The sequence below is a fragment of the Aquimarina atlantica genome (assembly GCF_000626715.1).
Classification (GTDB): domain Bacteria; phylum Bacteroidota; class Bacteroidia; order Flavobacteriales; family Flavobacteriaceae; genus Aquimarina; species Aquimarina atlantica.
In genome coordinates this window covers 1-17,791 of record NZ_AQRA01000004.1, presented here as the reverse complement: position 1 = coordinate 17,791, position 17,791 = coordinate 1, and the positions used below count along the sequence as shown (strand labels likewise).

Here is a 17,791-nt window from a genome sequence, read left to right as displayed (position 1 = left end):
CATATAGACAAGTTTTTTTAATGAAGGAAAAAGAATTTTATGAATTATTAAAAGAAGATTTTCCTTTTGAACCTACTATAAAACAAGATATTGTCTTACAAAAACTATCTTATTTTGTGTTATCAGGAACAAAAGAATCACTTTTTCTATTAAAGGGATATGCAGGTACAGGAAAAACTACTTTGATAGCATCTTTGGTAAAAAACCTCTGGAAAGCTAAATTAAATGCTGTTTTGCTCGCTCCTACAGGCCGTGCAGCTAAAGTGATTAGTAATTTTTCGGGAAAACAAGCTCAAACCATACATAGGAATATTTATTACCCCAAAAAAGATAAAAGCGGTGGATTAGCTTTTCAGCTAAAACAAAATAAAAGCCGTAATACTATTTTTATTGTAGATGAAGCTTCTATGATACCAGATACCCCTAGTGATAGTAAATTATTCGAAAATGGATCTTTACTAGATGACCTAATGATGTATGTGTATTCTGGATATAATTGTAAAATCCTTTTTATTGGGGATACCGCACAATTGCCACCTGTAAAACTAGAAGTAAGTCCGGCACTCGATCCCAATAATCTTGCCATGGGATTTAATAAAGAGGTTACACAGATAGAGTTAGACGAAGTGGTACGACAAGCAGAGAATAGTGGTATTTTAATGAATGCTACCCAGCTAAGAGAAACTATTAATGATGGTTTTTATGACTCTTTTCGGTTTGACGTGTCAGGATATCCGGATGTAGTTAGATTTTTTGATGGCCATGAGATTATGGATGCACTAAATGAAGCATATGCTAGTGTAGGGCACGAAGAATCTGTGATTATACTTCGTTCTAATAAAAGAGCTAATATCTATAATCAGCAGATACGATCAAGGATACTTTTTCAAGAAGAAGAACTGTCACCTGGTGATTATTTAATGGTAGTTAAGAATAATTATTTTTGGCTGGATAACAAAAGTGAAGCTGGTTTCATTGCTAATGGAGATATAATTAAAATCTTAGAGATTTTTTCTATAAAAGAGTTGTATGGATTTCGGTTTGCAATAGTTAATGTTAGTATGGTTGATTATCCAAATCAAAAACCTTTTGAAACAGTTTTGCTATTAGATACATTAACATCAGAGACTCCATCTTTATCCTATGAAGAATCAAATAAATTGTACCAAGAAGTACTTAAAGATTTTGAAGATGAGAAATCAAAGTATAAACGGTTTATAGGAGTAAAGAATAATAAGTTTTTTAATAGCTTACAGGTTAAGTTTTCTTATGCCATTACATGTCATAAATCACAAGGAGGGCAATGGGATAATGTGTTTATAGAGCAACCTTATCTTCCAGATGGAATCAATAAGGACTATTTAAGGTGGTTGTATACTGCTGTTACCAGAGCTAAGAAAAAGTTATATTTAATAGGATTTAAAGATGATTTTTTTATCGAAAATTAAAATTTACAAAACATATGTATATTGTGGTTTAGTTTTTTTTAAATAAATTATGAAACTAAATATAAAGGTTGGCCCGAAAATTGATTTAAAAAAGTTATTTTTGCAAATCTAGAAAAGCAACAAATTTTGAACAAAAATACTCTAAAAACTATCGCAATGATACCTGCGAGGTATGCTGCCACGCGTTTTCCTGGCAAGCTAATGCAGGATCTTGAAGGGAAAAGTGTCATAAGAAGAACGTATGAAGCTACCCTAAACTCAGGACTTTTTGATGCCGTATATGTAGTTACCGATAGCGATGTTATATATAAAGAAATTACTTCTCATGGTGGTGTAGCTATTATGAGTAAGAAGGAACATAGCTGCGGTAGTGATCGAATAGCCGAAGCAGTCGAAGATATGGATGTTGATATTGTAGTGAATGTCCAGGGAGATGAACCGTTTACCGATAGAGAAAGCTTAGAAAAAGTGCTAAGCGTATTTTATCAGGAAGATTCGGATCGTATAGACTTAGCTAGTCTAATGACTCCTATGGATGACTGGGATGATATCATGAATCCGAATAGTGTAAAAGTTATTGTAGATGAAAATAATTATGCACTATATTTTTCTCGTGCACCTATACCATACCCAAGAGATAAAGAAATAAACCACGTTTACCATAAACACAAAGGTGTTTATGCATTTAAGAAACAAGCTATTTTAGATTTTTACCGTTTACCAATGCGTTCTTTGGAAGCTTCAGAGAAAATAGAATGTATTCGATACCTCGAATATGGTAAAAATATTAAAATGGTTGAAACGCACCATGAAGGTGTAGAAATTGATACCCCGGAAGATTTAGAAAGAGCAAAAAGAATAATAAATAAAGAAAATCTATTGAATCCAAAATCTATAACTACTCCAGAAGAATCTACTTCTACGCATAAAAATTTCCCAATGGTACCAAAAGTAGTATTTGGGAAAGGAGCATTTAATCAGATTTGTGATATTATTTCGCCCGAACGAAATGGTGTTGCTCCTTTTATCTTTTTGGTAGATGACGTTTTTAAGAACAATACCTCGTTTATAGAGGATAGAATACCATTATCTTATACCGATGAGATAATTTATGTGTCAACTGTTGAAGAACCTAAAACATCACAGGTAGATGAAATAGTTGCTAAAATAAGAAATGATTATCAATATGTCCCCAGCGGAATTATCGGAATAGGAGGGGGCTCTATACTGGATTTATCCAAGGCTGTAGCGATTATGCTTACCAACCCAGGAAGTGCTGCAGATTACCAAGGATGGGATCTGGTAAAGAATAAAGCTGTATTTCATGTTGGAGTTCCTACAATCTCTGGAACAGGAGCAGAAGTGTCTCGCACTACTGTACTTACAGGACCCGAACGTAAATTAGGCATCAATTCTGATTTTACACCCTTTGATCAGGTTATATTAGATCCAGAATTAATAAAAGATGTTCCTAAAGATCAATGGTTCTATACAGGTATGGATTGTTACATTCACTGCATCGAATCGCTAGATGGGACATATTTAAATGCATTTAGCCAGAGTTATGGCGAAAAAGCTTTAGACTTATGTAAAGAGATTTTTCTCGAAAATAACCTAAGCAAAGAAGAAGTAGACGCAAAGCTAATGATGGCATCCTGGCATGGTGGTATGAGTATTGCGTACTCTCAGGTTGGTGTTGCTCATGCAATGAGTTACGGACTGGCATACGTGCTGGGAACAAAACATGGAATAGGTAACTGCATCGTATTTGATAAATTAGAAAAATACTATCCCGAAGGTGTAGCCGTATTCAAAAAAATGAAAGAGTATCATAATATTAATTTACCAACAGGAGTTTGTGCCAATGTAACCGAAGAGCAGTTAGACATAATGACTAAGGTTGCACTAAGCCTGGAACCGCTCTGGGAAAATGCCCTTGGATGTGATTGGAAATCTAAAATAAATGAAGATATATTGAAAGAACTTTATCGTTCTTTGTAAATTGTTCTTTTCAATCTTTTTTTCATGAGATACTTTTCTTCCTTCATATATCATAAAATTATAGGTTGGAAGTTTATCGGTAATTTCAGTGCTGATACTGTAAAAAAATGTATTGTTATTGTTGTACCTCATACGAGTTGGCACGATTTTTATATTGGCCTCTTGGTACGACAATTAGCTGGAATTAAAATAAGTTTTTTGGCTAAAAAAGAACTTTTTAAATGGCCATTAGGTTGGTATCTTAGAAAAGTAGGAGGGATTTCTCTGGATAGAACTCCTGGCCAGAATAAGGTTGAAGCTATTGCAGAATTATTTGCAAAAAAAGATGAATTGCGTTTAACTATCGCCCCCGAAGGAACAAGGAAAAAAGTTAACGAGTGGAAAACAGGGTTTTACCATATCGCTAAAGCTGCAAATATTCCTATTATTATGGTCGCTTTTGATTTTGGAAAAAAACAATGTGTGATCTCTGATCCTTATTACCCTACAGAGGATATAAAAAAGGATTTCGAATATATGTATAGTGTCTTTAAAGGTGTTAAAGGCAAAGTCCCTGAGAACAGTTTTGATAGAACTTAAAATTTATAAATTTTTTCTTCTGGGGTAGCATCTTTAGGTTTTTCCTTTATGCTTCCGGCTCCGAAAATAAGTTCCGTACTAGAAAAAGTAGTGCCAAAAGTTTTTGCAGCATAATATACTTGTGATATGGCGCTGTTTACCTGCTCATTCGTAAGTTCTTTTAATGGATGTATATAAACCGACCATAAAATTTTATTGGTGATAGCATACTTTACATCAAGAGCAGAATGAAAATTGGCTGTCATTGCATCAAGCAATAAATCTTTATCAAGACGATCTGATGATGTAATAGGAGAAATAATTCTCATTCGATTATTGGTTTCATCGGTAACACAAAGCATAGGAATCTCTTTGTATATAAATTTCCAGTTACCGGGGATACCATCTAGAGTATCTGCATTTTTTTTGATAATTAACTCTAGTTTGTCATTATCCATATGTTGGGCATGTACTATACCTACAAAAGAAAATAGAAGAAGTATGGCTAATCTTTTCATAGCTTATATTTTATCTATAGTCGTGGTATTATAGTAAACATAACAAAAAAAAGAGTTTAGCATAGCTAAACTCTTTTTTATAATAATAAGAAATGTCTTTATCCTTCAGAAGAAGATTCTTCCATAGTATGATACACGTTCTGCACATCATCATCTTCTTCTATTTTTTCCAATAATTTTTCTACATCTGCAGCTTGCTCTGGAGTTATTTTTTTAGTAACCTGTGGGATACGTTCAAATCCAGAGGATAGAATTTCGATTTCGCGGCTTTCCAATTCCTTTTGTATTGTTCCAAAACTTCCAAAAGGAGCATAGATCAATATTCCATCATCATCCTGAAAAACTTCTTCTGCTCCAAAATCAATGAATTCTAGTTCAAGCTCTTCAGGATCTAATCCTTCGCTATTGATTCTAAAATTACAGGTGTGATCAAACATAAACTCTACAGAACCAGATGTTCCCAGGTTACCATCGCATTTATTAAAATAGGATCGAATATTGGCAACTGTTCTATTATTGTTATCTGTTGTAGTTTCTACCAAAATTGCAATTCCGTGAGGAGCATATCCTTCAAAAAGAACTTCTTTGTAGTCTCCTTGTTCTTTATCCGATGCTTTTTTAATTGCCCTTTCGATATTATCTTTTGGCATGTTCACAGATTTGGCATTCTGGATTACTGCTCTTAGACGAGAGTTAGAAGCTGGGTCAGGTCCACCTTCTTTTACTGCCATTACAATATCTTTGCCAATTCGAGTAAACGCTTTTGCCATCGCCGACCAGCGTTTCATCTTACGTGCTTTTCTAAATTCAAAAGCTCTTCCCATATGCTAATTTTAAAATCTAAATACAAACATAAGTAGAAACCAAGTTTTTGACAAATGTTTGTATACTATCAATTTTGATTAAATAAGTTATACGCCTAAAATACCAAAATTCAAAAAGTAAAACAAAAAGTTTTGACCTTAGAATTTGATATTTATTTTTTGATTTTGAATGAGTTTAAAGACTATTCTCCTTCGATAATAGTATCTATGGTTTTTGCGAGATTAAAATCATTTTCGGTTATACCACCAGCATCATGAGTAGAAAGGCTAATATGTAATTTATTATAAACATTAGACCAGTCGGGGTGATGTTGTTGCGCTTCGGCTTCAAAAGCAATGCGAGTCATAACAGAGAACGCATCTTTAAAATCATTAAATTCAAAAGTGGTATGAAGAGCATTATCATGGTATTCCCAACCATCTATATCGTTTAGTTTTTCTTTGATTTCAGATTCTGATAATTTTATCATTAGTATTGTATTAGTTAGTTGTAAGTTACTTAATGTTTATTTTTGATTGACAAGCCCTAATTCTTCACGTAAGACTTCGTCTTTATTACTGTTTTTACCCCAATAAGCAGATTTAATACTTTTGATTTTAGTTGCTTTTGTAGTAAGCTTCTTTGCATTTGGGCCAAACCCACTTTTATAGGTTTCTGTCCAATGCTCAATTTCATAAGGAAAAGAGGCATTAAAAGTGATACTAATGCTTCTATCGAGTTCGGGATATTCTACAGTATATGTATTCGTAGTAGTACCTTTTTGTATAGATGCTTTAGCAGAGTATGCTTTGATTTCTTTGTGTCTTAATCTAGAATACTCAAAAGAAGGAATAATTTGTAGATCTCCTTGTGGTAATGCATCAGGATTAATTCTAATTTTTGTCCAAAGTTCGTTTTCTAAAATAGCTTTATCTAATTTAAAATCCTGATCTGCCTCATTCTCAAAATAGGAATGCGAAGTAATCTCGAATTGTTTTCTGTTGTTTAATTGTGCATATACATGACCACACCATTCCTGCATCGAATTAGATACTTTAATAGCATGTCGATTATCTGCTACAGGATAAAATATACTCTGCATCACAGAATATGGGTAGATTCCTGTATTAAATTTTTTGGTAGCATTAAGTTTTAGAACGGGTATGTTACTTGTATTTTGACGATCTGCTTTTACTTGTTTTTTAGGTAAAAAATCTTCAGTCACATAAATAAGAACTGCTGTTCCTTTTCTTATTTCGCCATATCTGGCCTGTTCTAGTTGATACGATGATATTTCTGCTTCGCCGGCATACCAATATTTCTTAAAATCTTCAGAAAGCGTTTTTGCAGGCGGTATCTTTTCTTTAATAACCTCTTTAGTTGTAGAGGCTTTGTTCGCTTCGTCTGCCTTAATATTGCTACAAGCAATAAAAACTAATACACCCAATAAAACGAACAGTAGTATTGACTTTTTCATAATAAAATTTTTTATAAAGCAAATTACAATAAACCTTGGATTTAACAAGTATTGTTAACGTTTCAGTAACTATCTAATTCTTATAATTAATAGATATAGGAGAAATTATCTAATACTATTTGTAGTTAAGAATGTTTTTGATGTAGAGAGATATTTACGTATAAGAATCAAAGAGAAAACAGAGAAAAGTTAGTAAAGATAACTTAGAGAATACTTCACAATTTAAAAGTAAAAAACGGGATATTGAAATCCCGTTTTTAATTTTTTATATGGTATTAATTAGGTCCACAATACACCTGATTCATACATACATATCCTGGTGGTAAATATTGATCACAAGAGTGACACATAACATAGGTCCATCCTCCTTTTAGAGATTTTTGCTCTGTTTTGTTAAGTGTTTTGATACCATCAAGGTTTAAGAGATGCTTTAGCATAATAGTAAGTTTTAAAAATAATTTATGAAATATAAACAAAATAAAAACCAGATAATTACGGAAAAACCTCAATTAACATTTTGTTCTTACAAGAAGTATCAATAGAAAAGTTAATATATATGCAATGCGCTACATTTATTGAAATGTTTCTTTTAGGCTAATTGCCTCAACGTTTCATAGACAAGATGTGTAGGCAGTCCCATAACATTAAAATGACTTCCTTCTATATTTGATATGCCAATAAAACCTATCCATTCTTGTATACCATAGGCTCCGGCTTTATCCAGAGGCTTATACGTTTGTACATAATATTCGATTTCTTCTGCAGATAACTCCTTAAAAGTCACCTTGGTAGTTTGGTGCACTACAATAGTTTGATTGGTTGTTTTAAAACAAACCGAAGTAATAACCTCATGTGTATCTCCAGATAGCGAATTAATCATTTCTGAAGCTTCTGCCAGGTCTTTGGGTTTACCTAAGGCTTTACTATTATGCCAAACAATAGTATCACTGGTGATTAAAATATCTTTTGGGTGTAAATCTGTAAATACACTTGCTTTAAGCTTGGCCAGGTAATCTGAAATTTCTTCGGCTTTAAGGTGATCAGGATAAACCTCTTCAACCTCTTTTAATTGTATTGAAAAATCCAGATCCAGGTCTTTAAAAAATTGCTGTCTTCTGGGAGAACCAGATGCAAGAATTATGTTTTTATCTTTTACTATACCTTTTAACATATACTACACTAAAACAAATTGATAAAATAACAATGAGATAGAAGCTCCAAATAAAATTATTTTTAAAAGCAATGCCAATCTTTTAAACTGCTTATCTGATTCGGCACTAAAGCTTTTGATCATAAAATAGAGTAATGGAGCAACAATAAGTATCAATACAAAAATAACAGCTTTACTGTTCGAAAAAAGATAAGTGTAGATGTAATAAATTACAGATATAATTGGAAACAATGTTAATACCCCAATTAATTTTGTTGTTCGGTTTTTACCTAGAACTATTGGGATGGTTCTAATTCCTAAATTATGATCTCTATCTATATGCAGACAATCTTTTATAATTTCTCTTAAGAGTATAATCATAAATGCAAATATTGAATAGTCTAAAATAATAGAAAAAATAACGGTCTGCGATGCTCTGTTTTTTTCGGTGATAGCAGGAAGAAGATCAAAAATCCCAACGACAATCAAACTTAGTCCTACAAGAAGTGCAAGAATACAATTTTTAAGAACAATGATTTCTTTTAAGTAAGAAGCATAGATATAAAATACTCCAGAAATTACTATAAATAATGCTGCAAAACCTGGTCTGTTAATAAGGTTCGCTAAGTAAAACCCAATAAGAACGCCAATTATGTTAAAAATAATAAATAATCGATTTGCTGATTTTTCGGTTATAGAGCCATACAACAGACCTTTTGCACCGGTGTCTTCTTGATTGTAAATTTCGATAATTATGTTTCCTGCCGCAGCAATACAAAATGTAGCAATCATTAAAATAGCAATTCCCAAACCATTTAAGGTAATAGCAATATTAAAGGGATCAAAAAGACCATATTTGATGCATAATTGAGCAAAGGCGATTATAAGTAGGTTATCAAATTTTATAAGCTTCAGATAAGATAGCATAGAAGTAATTGGTTAATTAGTCCGCAAATGTAATAATTAATACCAATTTTTGCCCTATTAACATAGATACTTAAAAGCCTTGTTTTTATAGTAATGAAGGGATGTATTAACGTTAATAGAGGGTTAATAGAAGCTGATTTTATTGAATAAAAGGATGTTTGCTATACTTTTGAAATCATCATCAATCAAAAAACGAATAGGTATTAAAAATTAAACAAGCTGTATATCACTATAATGAAGAAAAAGATAAACATACTCATTATTACATCTATTTTAACCTTATTGGCATTGTCTGGTATTCAGGGATATTTGATTTATAACACGTATCAACTTAAAAAAGATGTGTTTATTAAAGAAACCAAGAAGGCTGTTTCGAGTATAGACAATACCAGAGAAATGGATTCTATAGCAGAGCTTTGGTATAATCAACTAACAAAGAATCTGATAGAGTATAGAAAAAATAACCTTCTAAAAAACGAAACTATAGAACGTTTCAAACCTTTTACAGATTCGTTAAACGATACATTTAATGAATACTATAAAGAAGAAATTGGCAAGGCTAATCTAGGATATGAGTTAAAATATAAGAAAACAATAAAGAGTATTGTTATTCATGATAATGACCTTTTGGATACTGTATTTAATGCAAAAGAACAAAACAGTTACTTTTTGTTCGGAGAAGATTTTCCGGATCAAGAAGGTAATGTAATAAGTAGTGGTAGATGGTTTACAGAACAAGATATAGAAGATGATAGTGGTGGTGAAATTATAAAAACCCAGCTTAATCTAGAAATCAGAACAGTAGATGCTGTTAGCATTATTGGATGGAAAAGAATAGTTTTTGGCCAAATGACAAGCCTGTTTTTATTCTCTGTTATATTGTTACTATTTGTGGTTGTTTTACTCTTCTATTCGATTAAAACTGTAATTAGACAAAAGAAAATAGCCGATGTACGCAATGATTTTATAAATAACATTACTCACGAGCTAAAAACTCCTTTGGCAACTTTGGGCATTGCTTCAAAAAGTTTAAGGAACAAAGAGACTCAAAATTCACCAAAAATATTCTCTAATGCATTAGATATATTAGATCGGCAAAATAACCGATTGCAAAAACTAATTGATCAGGTAATGAATAACACTTTGGGATCAGAAGAAATCGTTTTGAATAAAGAACAGGTCCTCGATACTAAGTATTTTAAAGAAGTAGTAGAAGATTTTAAGGTGTCGGTTAAAAATAAACAAGTCGATGTGAGTATGAAGATCGAATTTAGAGATGTAAATCTTTATATCGATAAATTTCTATTTACCACAGCCTTATTTAATGTATTAGAAAATGCTGTAAAATACGGTAAAGAAAAAGTTGAAATTAAAATACGAACAGAATGTAAAAACGATACGTATATAATTTCGATTCGCGATAATGGGATCGGGATTTCTGAAAAAGAACATCATAAGATTTTTGAAAAATTTTATAGAGTAACAACAGGAAATGTACATGATGTAAAGGGATTAGGCCTGGGATTGTTTTATACCAATCAAATCATTAAAGCACACCAGGGCGAAATCAATATTGAAAGTAAACCCGAAGAAGGAACAAATTTTAAAATAACCATACCAATAATTTGATAATTATGAAACATATACTACTCGCAGAAGATGATTTTGATTTTGGAAGTATATTAAAACAATACCTCGAAATACATAATTATAAAGTGATCTGGGCAAAAGACGGTAAAGAAGCACTGTCGATATTTTCTGAAGGAAAATTTGATATATGTGTCTTTGATGTGATGATGCCAAAAATGGATGGATTTACATTAGCAGAACAAGTAGTAGAAATAGATCCCGAAATTCCATTCGTTTTCCTTACTGCCAAGAAAATGAAAGAAGATAAAATAAGAGGATTAAAATTAGGTGCAGATGACTACATCGTGAAACCATTTGAAGCCGATATTCTAGTCCTAAGACTTCAAAATATTTTAAAAAGAACACAGAAAATAGAACCCATAAAAGATGATGTGGTAAAAATCGGAAATTATGAATTCGATAGTGTTAACCATCAGTTAAGATTGAATGGAGAATCGCAGCGATTAACCGAAAAAGAAACATTGCTTATTCAATATTTATGGGAACATAGAAATAGAATGATCAAAAGAGAAGAGGTGTTAAAAGATATTTGGGGTAATGATGATTTCTTCTCTGGCCGAAGTATGGATGTATTCATAAGCCGATTAAGAAAATATTTTAAAGAAGATAATACTATAAATATAGAAAGTGTACGTGGGGTTGGTCTCACATTTAGTATCGCTTAAATCATCAATCAAAAAACGAATACTATGAAAACAGTAATCACCGTTTTGGTAAACCTGCTAATAGGATTACTAACCATGAATGCACAAACAAGTGCTACAAGTTCTTCTAAATCATCATCACAAGTAACCATAAGTATTAGTGATGATTCTGGAGAGAAAAGTTATTCCAGGTCCTTTGCGATCATTGATATGGAAGAGAGTTTTAGGATCAAAATTAGATTTATGAAATATATGGAGGGCGATGTAAAGTCTTATCTGATCGATCAATTCGGAAAAGAAAATATGATCATCGACGATGAAGCTTATCTGTGGAGAAAAGAAATAGAAGATGATGAATTATATGAAGTACGACTCAAAGACAATAAATTAAGAATCAATGTAGATAAAGAACTAGCTTCGAATAAATTGATCAAGAAATTCGAACGAATTGGCAAAGAATTAAAATCAATTACATCAAAAAACGAAAATTAAATCAATCATCAATCAAAAAACAGAAATTATGAAAACAATCATTTGCACATTAAGCCTTGTATTTGCTCTTTCTTTGAGCAATGCACAAACAACTTCGACTTCAAATTCGAAAGTGTCTATTAGTTATTCTAGTGACGAACCGGGAAAAGGTAATTATAGAGTTAACATTTCTATCTCTAATACAGAAGATATGTATACTTTAAAAGCTAGCTTTCCATCTTCAAAAACAGGGAAATTAAAACAATTCTTAAAAGATCATTTAACCCCAGAAATGACCAAAAACGGAACGACATCTACCTGGAAATATAATACCAAAGGAGAAACAGGATATGTTGTAAAACTGAAAAGAGGAAAGTTAAATGTTTTTATGGATAAAGAATTTGTATCTGCAGATTTAGTAGAAGATTTGATAGATATGTTTAGCGATATAAAAGAGATAATAAAACAATAGTTTCTTACTTAAACTAAACAACACCTTGGTCTGGAATAGGAGATAATTTGAATACTATCCGGATTTAATCAACAGCATATCTTAAAATAAAAACAGTGCGATTGTCACTACAGTGTTTTGGCAAAAGAAACTCTTATTGCTTTTTATGAAGAAGTATGAGTTATTCTTAATCCATACCCGTTACTATTTAAAATAAACAGATGAAACTAATTATTAAAAGTATATTTTTTTTGAGTATTGTAATTTCAGTTAATGCTCAAGATATAGATAAGTCATTTTTAACCTCTGAACAAGTGTCAGAACTGTACAAACAAATGATTTCAGAAATAGAATTTCTGGATGCAGAAGCTATTGTCGTTAGGAATAAAACTAAGGATATATCCTGGGATCAATATAAGAAATATCACGAAAAACAATTCAAAAAAGTAGATAATTACCAGGAATTAAGACAAAAGTTTCTTGATTTTGGAAGAGGATTCGTTAGTGGTCATTCTTATTTTCGTTTTACCTATCCAACAGAAAAAACTAAGAAAAATAGATACAAAAGTTCCATTAAAATTGGGTATACCTATCCAAATATTTCATTTTTTGACTTAGAAACAAAAAAGACCATTCAAAAAATCGATGACGTTTCAATGAAAGATGTTTTTAAAAAATTTGTGAATTATGAAACCAGATCAAATGGTTTGGGAACCAGTCAGGCTAGTTTTAAATTTCGATTCGAAAATGGTTTGAAAATCAACGGAAAGATTCCTAAAAGCATCACTTATTCCGATGGTAGTTCAAAAAAAATCGTTTATCATAAAAATGAAGATAAAGCATCCTGGTATAACAGATATAAAGCCATAGATGTTAGCGGTTACAAAGATTGGAAACTTGTTAAGAAGGGGTATAAAGCGGCATTATTGGTTAAGAATAAGATTGCATTAGTAAAAATTAAAAACTTTGCATATAAACGTGGTAGTAATGATTTAAGGTGTACACTAGAGGCAAAAGATTCTACAATATGTAGCGATATTCAAAAACTTAGGCAAGGCTTACAATTAATAAAAGATGAGGTAGATCATATTGTATTTGATGTTCAGGATAACCCTGGGGGAAAGGAGAATTCGTCATTTATGGCAGAACTTTGTTCATCTCAGTTTATGGATCTTAGAGTACAATATAAGAAGACAGGGCTTTTGCTTAATGAAAACCTACGATTAGAATTGTCATATGGGTTTAGCGGTGCAGAAAAATGGTTTGAAAATATTCTGAAGAACAAAATATATGAAAAAACTAAAACAGGTGATTTTTTACCGGCCAGGGCAGATTTTTGTAGAGGTAGTGAGAATTGTGACTTAGCGTATATTCAACCTAATAAAACAGCAAAGCGCAAGTTTAAAAATGTTATCGTTTTGGTAAATGAAAATACAGCAAGCTCTGCCGATGATTTTGCATATCGAATGAAAGAATACGGTAATGCTCTTATTGTAGGACAGCCTCAATCTGCAGATCTTACTTTTGCACTTGTTACGGTGGTGTTTTATATAGATGATAATGGAAGCATTAAGAAAACCTATATAGGAAACGATCAAAGAGAATATAAGATAGCAGGTCAGGAAATTTTTCAATTTTCTATACCGTATTCACGAACTGTAAATAAACAGGGGGAAATGCTTCAGGGCAATCCTGCTAAGCTGGATCTTCTTGTGGAACTTAATAAAGAAAATTTCGAAAACAGAGAACTTTATGTATTAAATAATGCGATTAAGAAGTTTATCAATAATAATTAAAAAGCAAATAGGGATAACATTTCAGAAGATCTGATAGATATGTTTGGCGATCTTAAAGATATCATTAAAGAATAATTCAAATACAATAAGGAATATTAGAAAATTATAGTTGTATACTACAATGAGCCTTATCGATGATGGTAAGGTTCATTTCTTAATATGGTAAATCCACGATATAATTGTTCTACAAAAAATAAACGTATCATCTGATGCGAAAATGTCATTTTGGATAGTGATAATTTACTATTTGCTCGATTATATACTTCGGGACTAAACCCATAAGGTCCTCCTATTACAAAAATCAATTGTTTGATTCCACTATTCATATGTTTTTGCAATACTTCAGAAAACAGTACAGAATCATATTGCTTCCCATTTTCATCAAGCAATATTAATACATCAGAATTTTCTACGTGATTAAGAATTAATTTTCCTTCTTTTTCCTTTTGTTGAGCTTCGCTTAGGTTTTTAGCATTTTTGATATCCGGAATAATTTCAAAACTAAATTTAATATAAAACTGTAACCTTTTGATATAGTTATTGATAAGGTCATTAAGTTGCTTGTCATCTGTTTTGCCAACGGCAAGTAATTTAATATTCATGTGTATTTAATATTGTAATAGTTTTTACTCAAAAACCAGGTAAAACATAGATTTGAGATGTAAAGTAAATAAAAATACGATGTGCTTCTCACTTCGTACTTCCGACTTCTTTTTTTACATTAGCAAAAATAACCATTCAATATGATTAGCGAAACCCAATTCAATAAAGAAATTGATTTGATAATTACCAATGCCATACGCGAAGATGTAGGAGATGGTGATCATAGTTCATTAGCTTGTATCCCCGAATCAATCACCGGAAAAGCAAAACTTTTAGTTAAGGATGAAGGGATCCTGGCGGGAGTAGAATTTGCAAAAAGAGTATTTAATTATGTAGACCCTAACATGAAGGTCGAAGTATTATTAAAAGATGGATCCAGGGTGAAATATGGAGATATAGCCTTTTATGTTTCAGGAAGTTCGCAGTCTATTCTGAAAGCAGAACGATTGGTGCTTAATGCGATGCAGAGAATGAGTGCAATTGCTACCAAAACAAATCATTTTGTTACCCTTTTAGAAGGTACAGGAACAAAAATTCTGGATACCCGTAAAACAACCCCGGGAATACGAGCATTAGAAAAATGGGCGGTAAAGATTGGGGGAGGAGAGAATCATAGATTTGCATTATACGATATGGTGATGTTAAAAGATAATCATATCGATTTTGCAGGAGGAATTACCAAAGCTATAGAAAAGACCAAACAATATCTTTCTAACCAAAATCTTGACCTTAAAATTATCGTCGAAGCTCGTAATCTTAATGAAATCAAAGAAATACTTCAAACACCAGGAGTATATCGAATATTAATTGATAATTTTAATTACGAAGATACCCGAGAGGCTGTAAAATTAATTGGTGATTCTTGCCTTACAGAATCCAGTGGAGGAATTAATGAGGAAACAGTACGCAATTATGCTGAATGTGGTGTAGACTATATTAGTAGTGGTGCGCTAACACATTCTGTATATAATCTGGATTTGAGCTTGAAAGCTGTATAATATATGTCGAAACCCATAGAAGATAGGCTTAATAAGATTCCTGTGATCAATATATTGGTCAAAATAGGGAAGAAACTTATTCTTCCTGGTTTTGAAGGATTGTCGATATATGATCTAATAGAGATTTATGTAATAGGGATTATAAAAGGCACTTTTTCGGCTAGAGCCAGTGCGATATCATGGAGTTTTTTTCTTTCTCTGTTTCCATTCTTATTATTTCTTCTTAATTTGATTCCTTACGTACCAATAGATGGGTTTGAGGAGAATTTTTTTGAATTTGTAAAAGGAGCATTACCTAAGCAATCTTCGGATTTTTTCTCTGGCATATTTGAAGATATTGCATCTAATCCCCGAGGAGGATTACTATCAACTGTTTTTGTATTATCCATACTTTTTATGACTAATGGAATCAATGCGGTTTTCTCTGGTTTTGAATATTCGTATCATGTAACACTTAACAGAAATTTTGTACGGCAATATGTAGTAGCATTAGGGGTGTCTATTATCGTGGCATCGTTATTGTTAATTACAGTTATAGGAACTTTATACTTTTCGTATTTGGTAGATGATTTAAATAAAATGGGAGTTGTAGATGATACTGTTTTTTGGTTAACATTAGGGAAATATGCACTATTTGTCTTTATGATATTTGTAATTATTGCTACCTTATTTTATTTCGGTACCTCAGAAGGAAAACAAAATAAATTCTTTTCACCAGGTGCATTTATGACCACTTTTTTGATTATTATTACAACATATCTATTTGGAGTATATATAGATAATTTCTCTAATTATAATCAATTATACGGTTCTATTGGAGCAATGTTGATATTAATGTTGTACATATGGCTTAATGCTAATTTGTTATTACTGGGGTTTGAACTAAATGCATCATTAAATCAATTAAGAAAGAATTTTAATACGTAATTTCACTAACATAGATTTCTAATAATTTTTAAAATGAAAAAACTAAGTATATTATTTATAGCGCTTTTAACAATTGTATCTGTTCAATCTCAAACCAAAATTGGTGATGCCACATTGCCAAATACGGTAAAATTTAATGGAGAAGATTTAACGATTAACGGAGGAGGGCTTAGAGAAAAATTCTTTTTTGATATTTATGCAGGAGCCCTGTATCTTAAGAAAAAAAGCACTAACGCCAGTGCAATTGCCAAAGCAGATGAAACTATGGCAATTAAATTGCATATCCTTTCTGGGATGATGTCTAGAAGTAAAATGGCTAATGCGTTACGCGAAGGCTTTGAAAAATCAACTAAAGGAAATATGAAGCCTTATAACGAAAGAATAGAAAAATTTATAGGCTTTATTAATAATGAAATAGAGGTTGGTCAAATCTATGATATGGTGTATGAAAAAGGAAAAGGAAGTGTGATTTATAAGGATGGCAAAGAAAAAGGATATGTAACAGGATTGGATTTTAAAACAGCACTTTTTAATATCTGGTTAGGTAGCAAACCAGCAGACAAAGGACTCAAAAAAGAAATGCTAGGACTATAGCAATCAATAAGATATAATTGTATTTTTGTTAAAAATTTAAGTAAATGTATTTCATTATGTTGTGCGTGCATAATATTTTTTATATTTGTGCGCTTTAAAAAGCTGAGTATAAATAAATATTAAATATTAATACCCCAAATACCTTTAGTTATAATGAAAAAAATTACTTTAGTACTGGTAGCACTAATTTCCTTGTCTACTGCTACTGCCCAAATTAGGGTTGGTAAAGCTATTTTGCCCTATGAAGAGAATTTTGGTGATACCGATTTGAAATTGAATGGTGCCGGAATGCGAAAAGTGCTTTGGATTGACATGTATGCAGGAGGGCTTTATTTAACCAAAAAGAGCAAAGATCCTAAAGAAATCCTTGATGCAGATGAAACTATGGCTATAAAACTGAATATTGTTTCTGGTTTTGTAACCCAAAAGAAAATGATAAAAGCGGTAAAAGATGGCTTTAATAGAGCCACTTTTGGTAACACCAAAGCATTAGATGAGAGAATAAATAAATTTATTAAATTTTTCTCAGAACCTATCGTAAAGAATGACATCTTTGATATTGTATATATTAAAGGTAAAGGAGTGACTGCTTTTAAAAATGAAAAAGAACTTGGAGTAATCAAAGGACGTGATTTTAAATATGCATTATTTAAAATTTGGCTTGGAGATGAACCAGCAAGTGAAGAAATTAAAAATGGAATGTTAGGAATACAATAACCTAATATTATTAATGTAATACGCAAAAAGCTATCGGTTTTAATTGGTAGCTTTTTG

At 31.6% G+C, this 17,791-nt stretch carries 20 protein-coding genes and 1 pseudogene; 13 read left to right on the top strand and 8 right to left on the bottom strand.

All coding sequences use genetic code 11. From position 1 onward, the window contains the following. Nucleotides 1-20 precede the first annotated feature (20 nt). The 4 genes and pseudogenes from ATO12_RS08970 (at nt 21) to ATO12_RS08960 (ending at nt 4,028) form a co-directional block, all read left to right on the top strand. Nucleotides 21-1,448: an ATP-dependent DNA helicase gene (locus ATO12_RS08970; RefSeq protein WP_034241396.1), complete on the top strand. Its 1,428-nt coding sequence runs from the start codon at nt 21-23 to the stop codon at nt 1,446-1,448. Nucleotides 1,449-1,604: 156 nt separating this feature from the next. Next, nucleotides 1,605-2,309: pseudogene (kdsB, locus tag ATO12_RS26455) on the top strand (3-deoxy-manno-octulosonate cytidylyltransferase); the annotation flags it as partial. Nucleotides 2,310-2,387: 78 nt separating this feature from the next. Beyond that, nucleotides 2,388-3,449, top strand: coding sequence for an iron-containing alcohol dehydrogenase family protein (locus ATO12_RS26450; RefSeq protein ID WP_034241945.1), 1,062 nt, complete (start codon nt 2,388-2,390; stop codon nt 3,447-3,449). Nucleotides 3,450-3,473: 24 nt separating this feature from the next. Then, nucleotides 3,474-4,028: a 1-acyl-sn-glycerol-3-phosphate acyltransferase gene (locus ATO12_RS08960; protein WP_034241395.1), complete on the top strand. Its 555-nt coding sequence runs from the start codon at nt 3,474-3,476 to the stop codon at nt 4,026-4,028. Here the strand turns inward: ATO12_RS08960 and ATO12_RS08955 are convergent. The 7 genes from ATO12_RS08955 to ATO12_RS08930 all read right to left on the bottom strand — a co-directional run bounded on the left by ATO12_RS08955 (nt 4,025) and on the right by ATO12_RS08930 (nt 8,883). Then, entirely contained in the window at nt 4,025-4,525 is a 501-nt protein-coding gene (locus ATO12_RS08955; protein ID WP_240486116.1) for a hypothetical protein, read from the bottom strand. The genes ATO12_RS08960 and ATO12_RS08955 overlap by 4 nt on opposite strands. A gap of 98 nt (nt 4,526-4,623) precedes the next feature. Continuing rightward, on the bottom strand, nt 4,624-5,349 hold the full coding sequence (locus ATO12_RS08950; protein WP_034241394.1) for a YebC/PmpR family DNA-binding transcriptional regulator: 726 nt from the start codon (nt 5,347-5,349) through the stop codon (nt 4,624-4,626). Between the two features lie 182 nt (nt 5,350-5,531). After that, nucleotides 5,532-5,819, bottom strand: a complete 288-nt coding sequence (locus ATO12_RS08945; protein WP_034241393.1) for a 4a-hydroxytetrahydrobiopterin dehydratase — start codon at nt 5,817-5,819, stop codon at nt 5,532-5,534. A gap of 36 nt (nt 5,820-5,855) precedes the next feature. Beyond that, on the bottom strand, nt 5,856-6,806 hold the full coding sequence (locus ATO12_RS08940) for a hypothetical protein (RefSeq protein WP_034241392.1): 951 nt from the start codon (nt 6,804-6,806) through the stop codon (nt 5,856-5,858). Between the two features lie 275 nt (nt 6,807-7,081). Further along, on the bottom strand, nt 7,082-7,243 hold the full coding sequence (locus ATO12_RS26010; protein WP_165583355.1) for a hypothetical protein: 162 nt from the start codon (nt 7,241-7,243) through the stop codon (nt 7,082-7,084). Nucleotides 7,244-7,395: 152 nt separating this feature from the next. Further along, entirely contained in the window at nt 7,396-7,977 is a 582-nt protein-coding gene (locus tag ATO12_RS08935) for a Maf-like protein (RefSeq protein ID WP_034241391.1), read from the bottom strand. 3 nt (nt 7,978-7,980) lie between these two features. Beyond that, complete coding sequence (locus ATO12_RS08930; RefSeq protein ID WP_051575699.1) at nt 7,981-8,883, bottom strand: geranylgeranylglycerol-phosphate geranylgeranyltransferase; 903 nt, start codon at nt 8,881-8,883, stop codon at nt 7,981-7,983. A gap of 234 nt (nt 8,884-9,117) precedes the next feature. Between ATO12_RS08930 and ATO12_RS08925 the strand changes: the two genes are divergently transcribed. The 5 genes from ATO12_RS08925 to ATO12_RS08905 all read left to right on the top strand — a co-directional run bounded on the left by ATO12_RS08925 (nt 9,118) and on the right by ATO12_RS08905 (nt 13,895). Continuing rightward, on the top strand, nt 9,118-10,512 hold the full coding sequence (locus ATO12_RS08925; protein WP_034241390.1) for a sensor histidine kinase: 1,395 nt from the start codon (nt 9,118-9,120) through the stop codon (nt 10,510-10,512). 5 nt (nt 10,513-10,517) lie between these two features. Further along, nucleotides 10,518-11,198, top strand: coding sequence for a response regulator transcription factor (locus ATO12_RS08920; protein ID WP_034241389.1), 681 nt, complete (start codon nt 10,518-10,520; stop codon nt 11,196-11,198). 24 nt (nt 11,199-11,222) lie between these two features. Beyond that, on the top strand, nt 11,223-11,669 hold the full coding sequence (locus tag ATO12_RS08915; RefSeq protein ID WP_034241388.1) for a hypothetical protein: 447 nt from the start codon (nt 11,223-11,225) through the stop codon (nt 11,667-11,669). 28 nt (nt 11,670-11,697) lie between these two features. Further along, entirely contained in the window at nt 11,698-12,120 is a 423-nt protein-coding gene (locus ATO12_RS08910) for a hypothetical protein (RefSeq protein WP_034241387.1), read from the top strand. A gap of 200 nt (nt 12,121-12,320) precedes the next feature. After that, complete coding sequence (locus ATO12_RS08905; protein WP_034241386.1) at nt 12,321-13,895, top strand: S41 family peptidase; 1,575 nt, start codon at nt 12,321-12,323, stop codon at nt 13,893-13,895. A 128-nt stretch (nt 13,896-14,023) separates the two neighbouring features. Here ATO12_RS08905 and rlmH read toward each other — a convergent pair whose 3' ends face one another. Next, nucleotides 14,024-14,497 (bottom strand): 23S rRNA (pseudouridine(1915)-N(3))-methyltransferase RlmH, encoded by a 474-nt coding sequence (gene rlmH / locus ATO12_RS08900; protein ID WP_034241385.1) that lies wholly within the window; start codon nt 14,495-14,497, stop codon nt 14,024-14,026. A 141-nt stretch (nt 14,498-14,638) separates the two neighbouring features. Between rlmH and nadC the strand changes: the two genes are divergently transcribed. From nadC to ATO12_RS08880, 4 genes are all read left to right on the top strand, one after another. Beyond that, entirely contained in the window at nt 14,639-15,496 is an 858-nt protein-coding gene (gene nadC / locus ATO12_RS08895) for a carboxylating nicotinate-nucleotide diphosphorylase (protein WP_034241384.1), read from the top strand. Between the two features lie 3 nt (nt 15,497-15,499). Beyond that, nucleotides 15,500-16,423, top strand: coding sequence for a YihY/virulence factor BrkB family protein (locus ATO12_RS08890; protein ID WP_034241383.1), 924 nt, complete (start codon nt 15,500-15,502; stop codon nt 16,421-16,423). A 33-nt stretch (nt 16,424-16,456) separates the two neighbouring features. After that, a complete protein-coding gene (locus ATO12_RS08885) occupies nt 16,457-17,017 on the top strand; it encodes a chalcone isomerase family protein (RefSeq protein ID WP_034241382.1) in 561 nt (186 codons plus the stop codon). 153 nt (nt 17,018-17,170) lie between these two features. Beyond that, nucleotides 17,171-17,734 carry a chalcone isomerase family protein gene (locus ATO12_RS08880; RefSeq protein WP_034241381.1) on the top strand — a complete coding sequence of 188 codons (564 nt, stop codon included), beginning with the start codon at nt 17,171-17,173 and terminating at the stop codon, nt 17,732-17,734. The last annotated feature ends 57 nt before the right edge of the window (nt 17,735-17,791 follow it).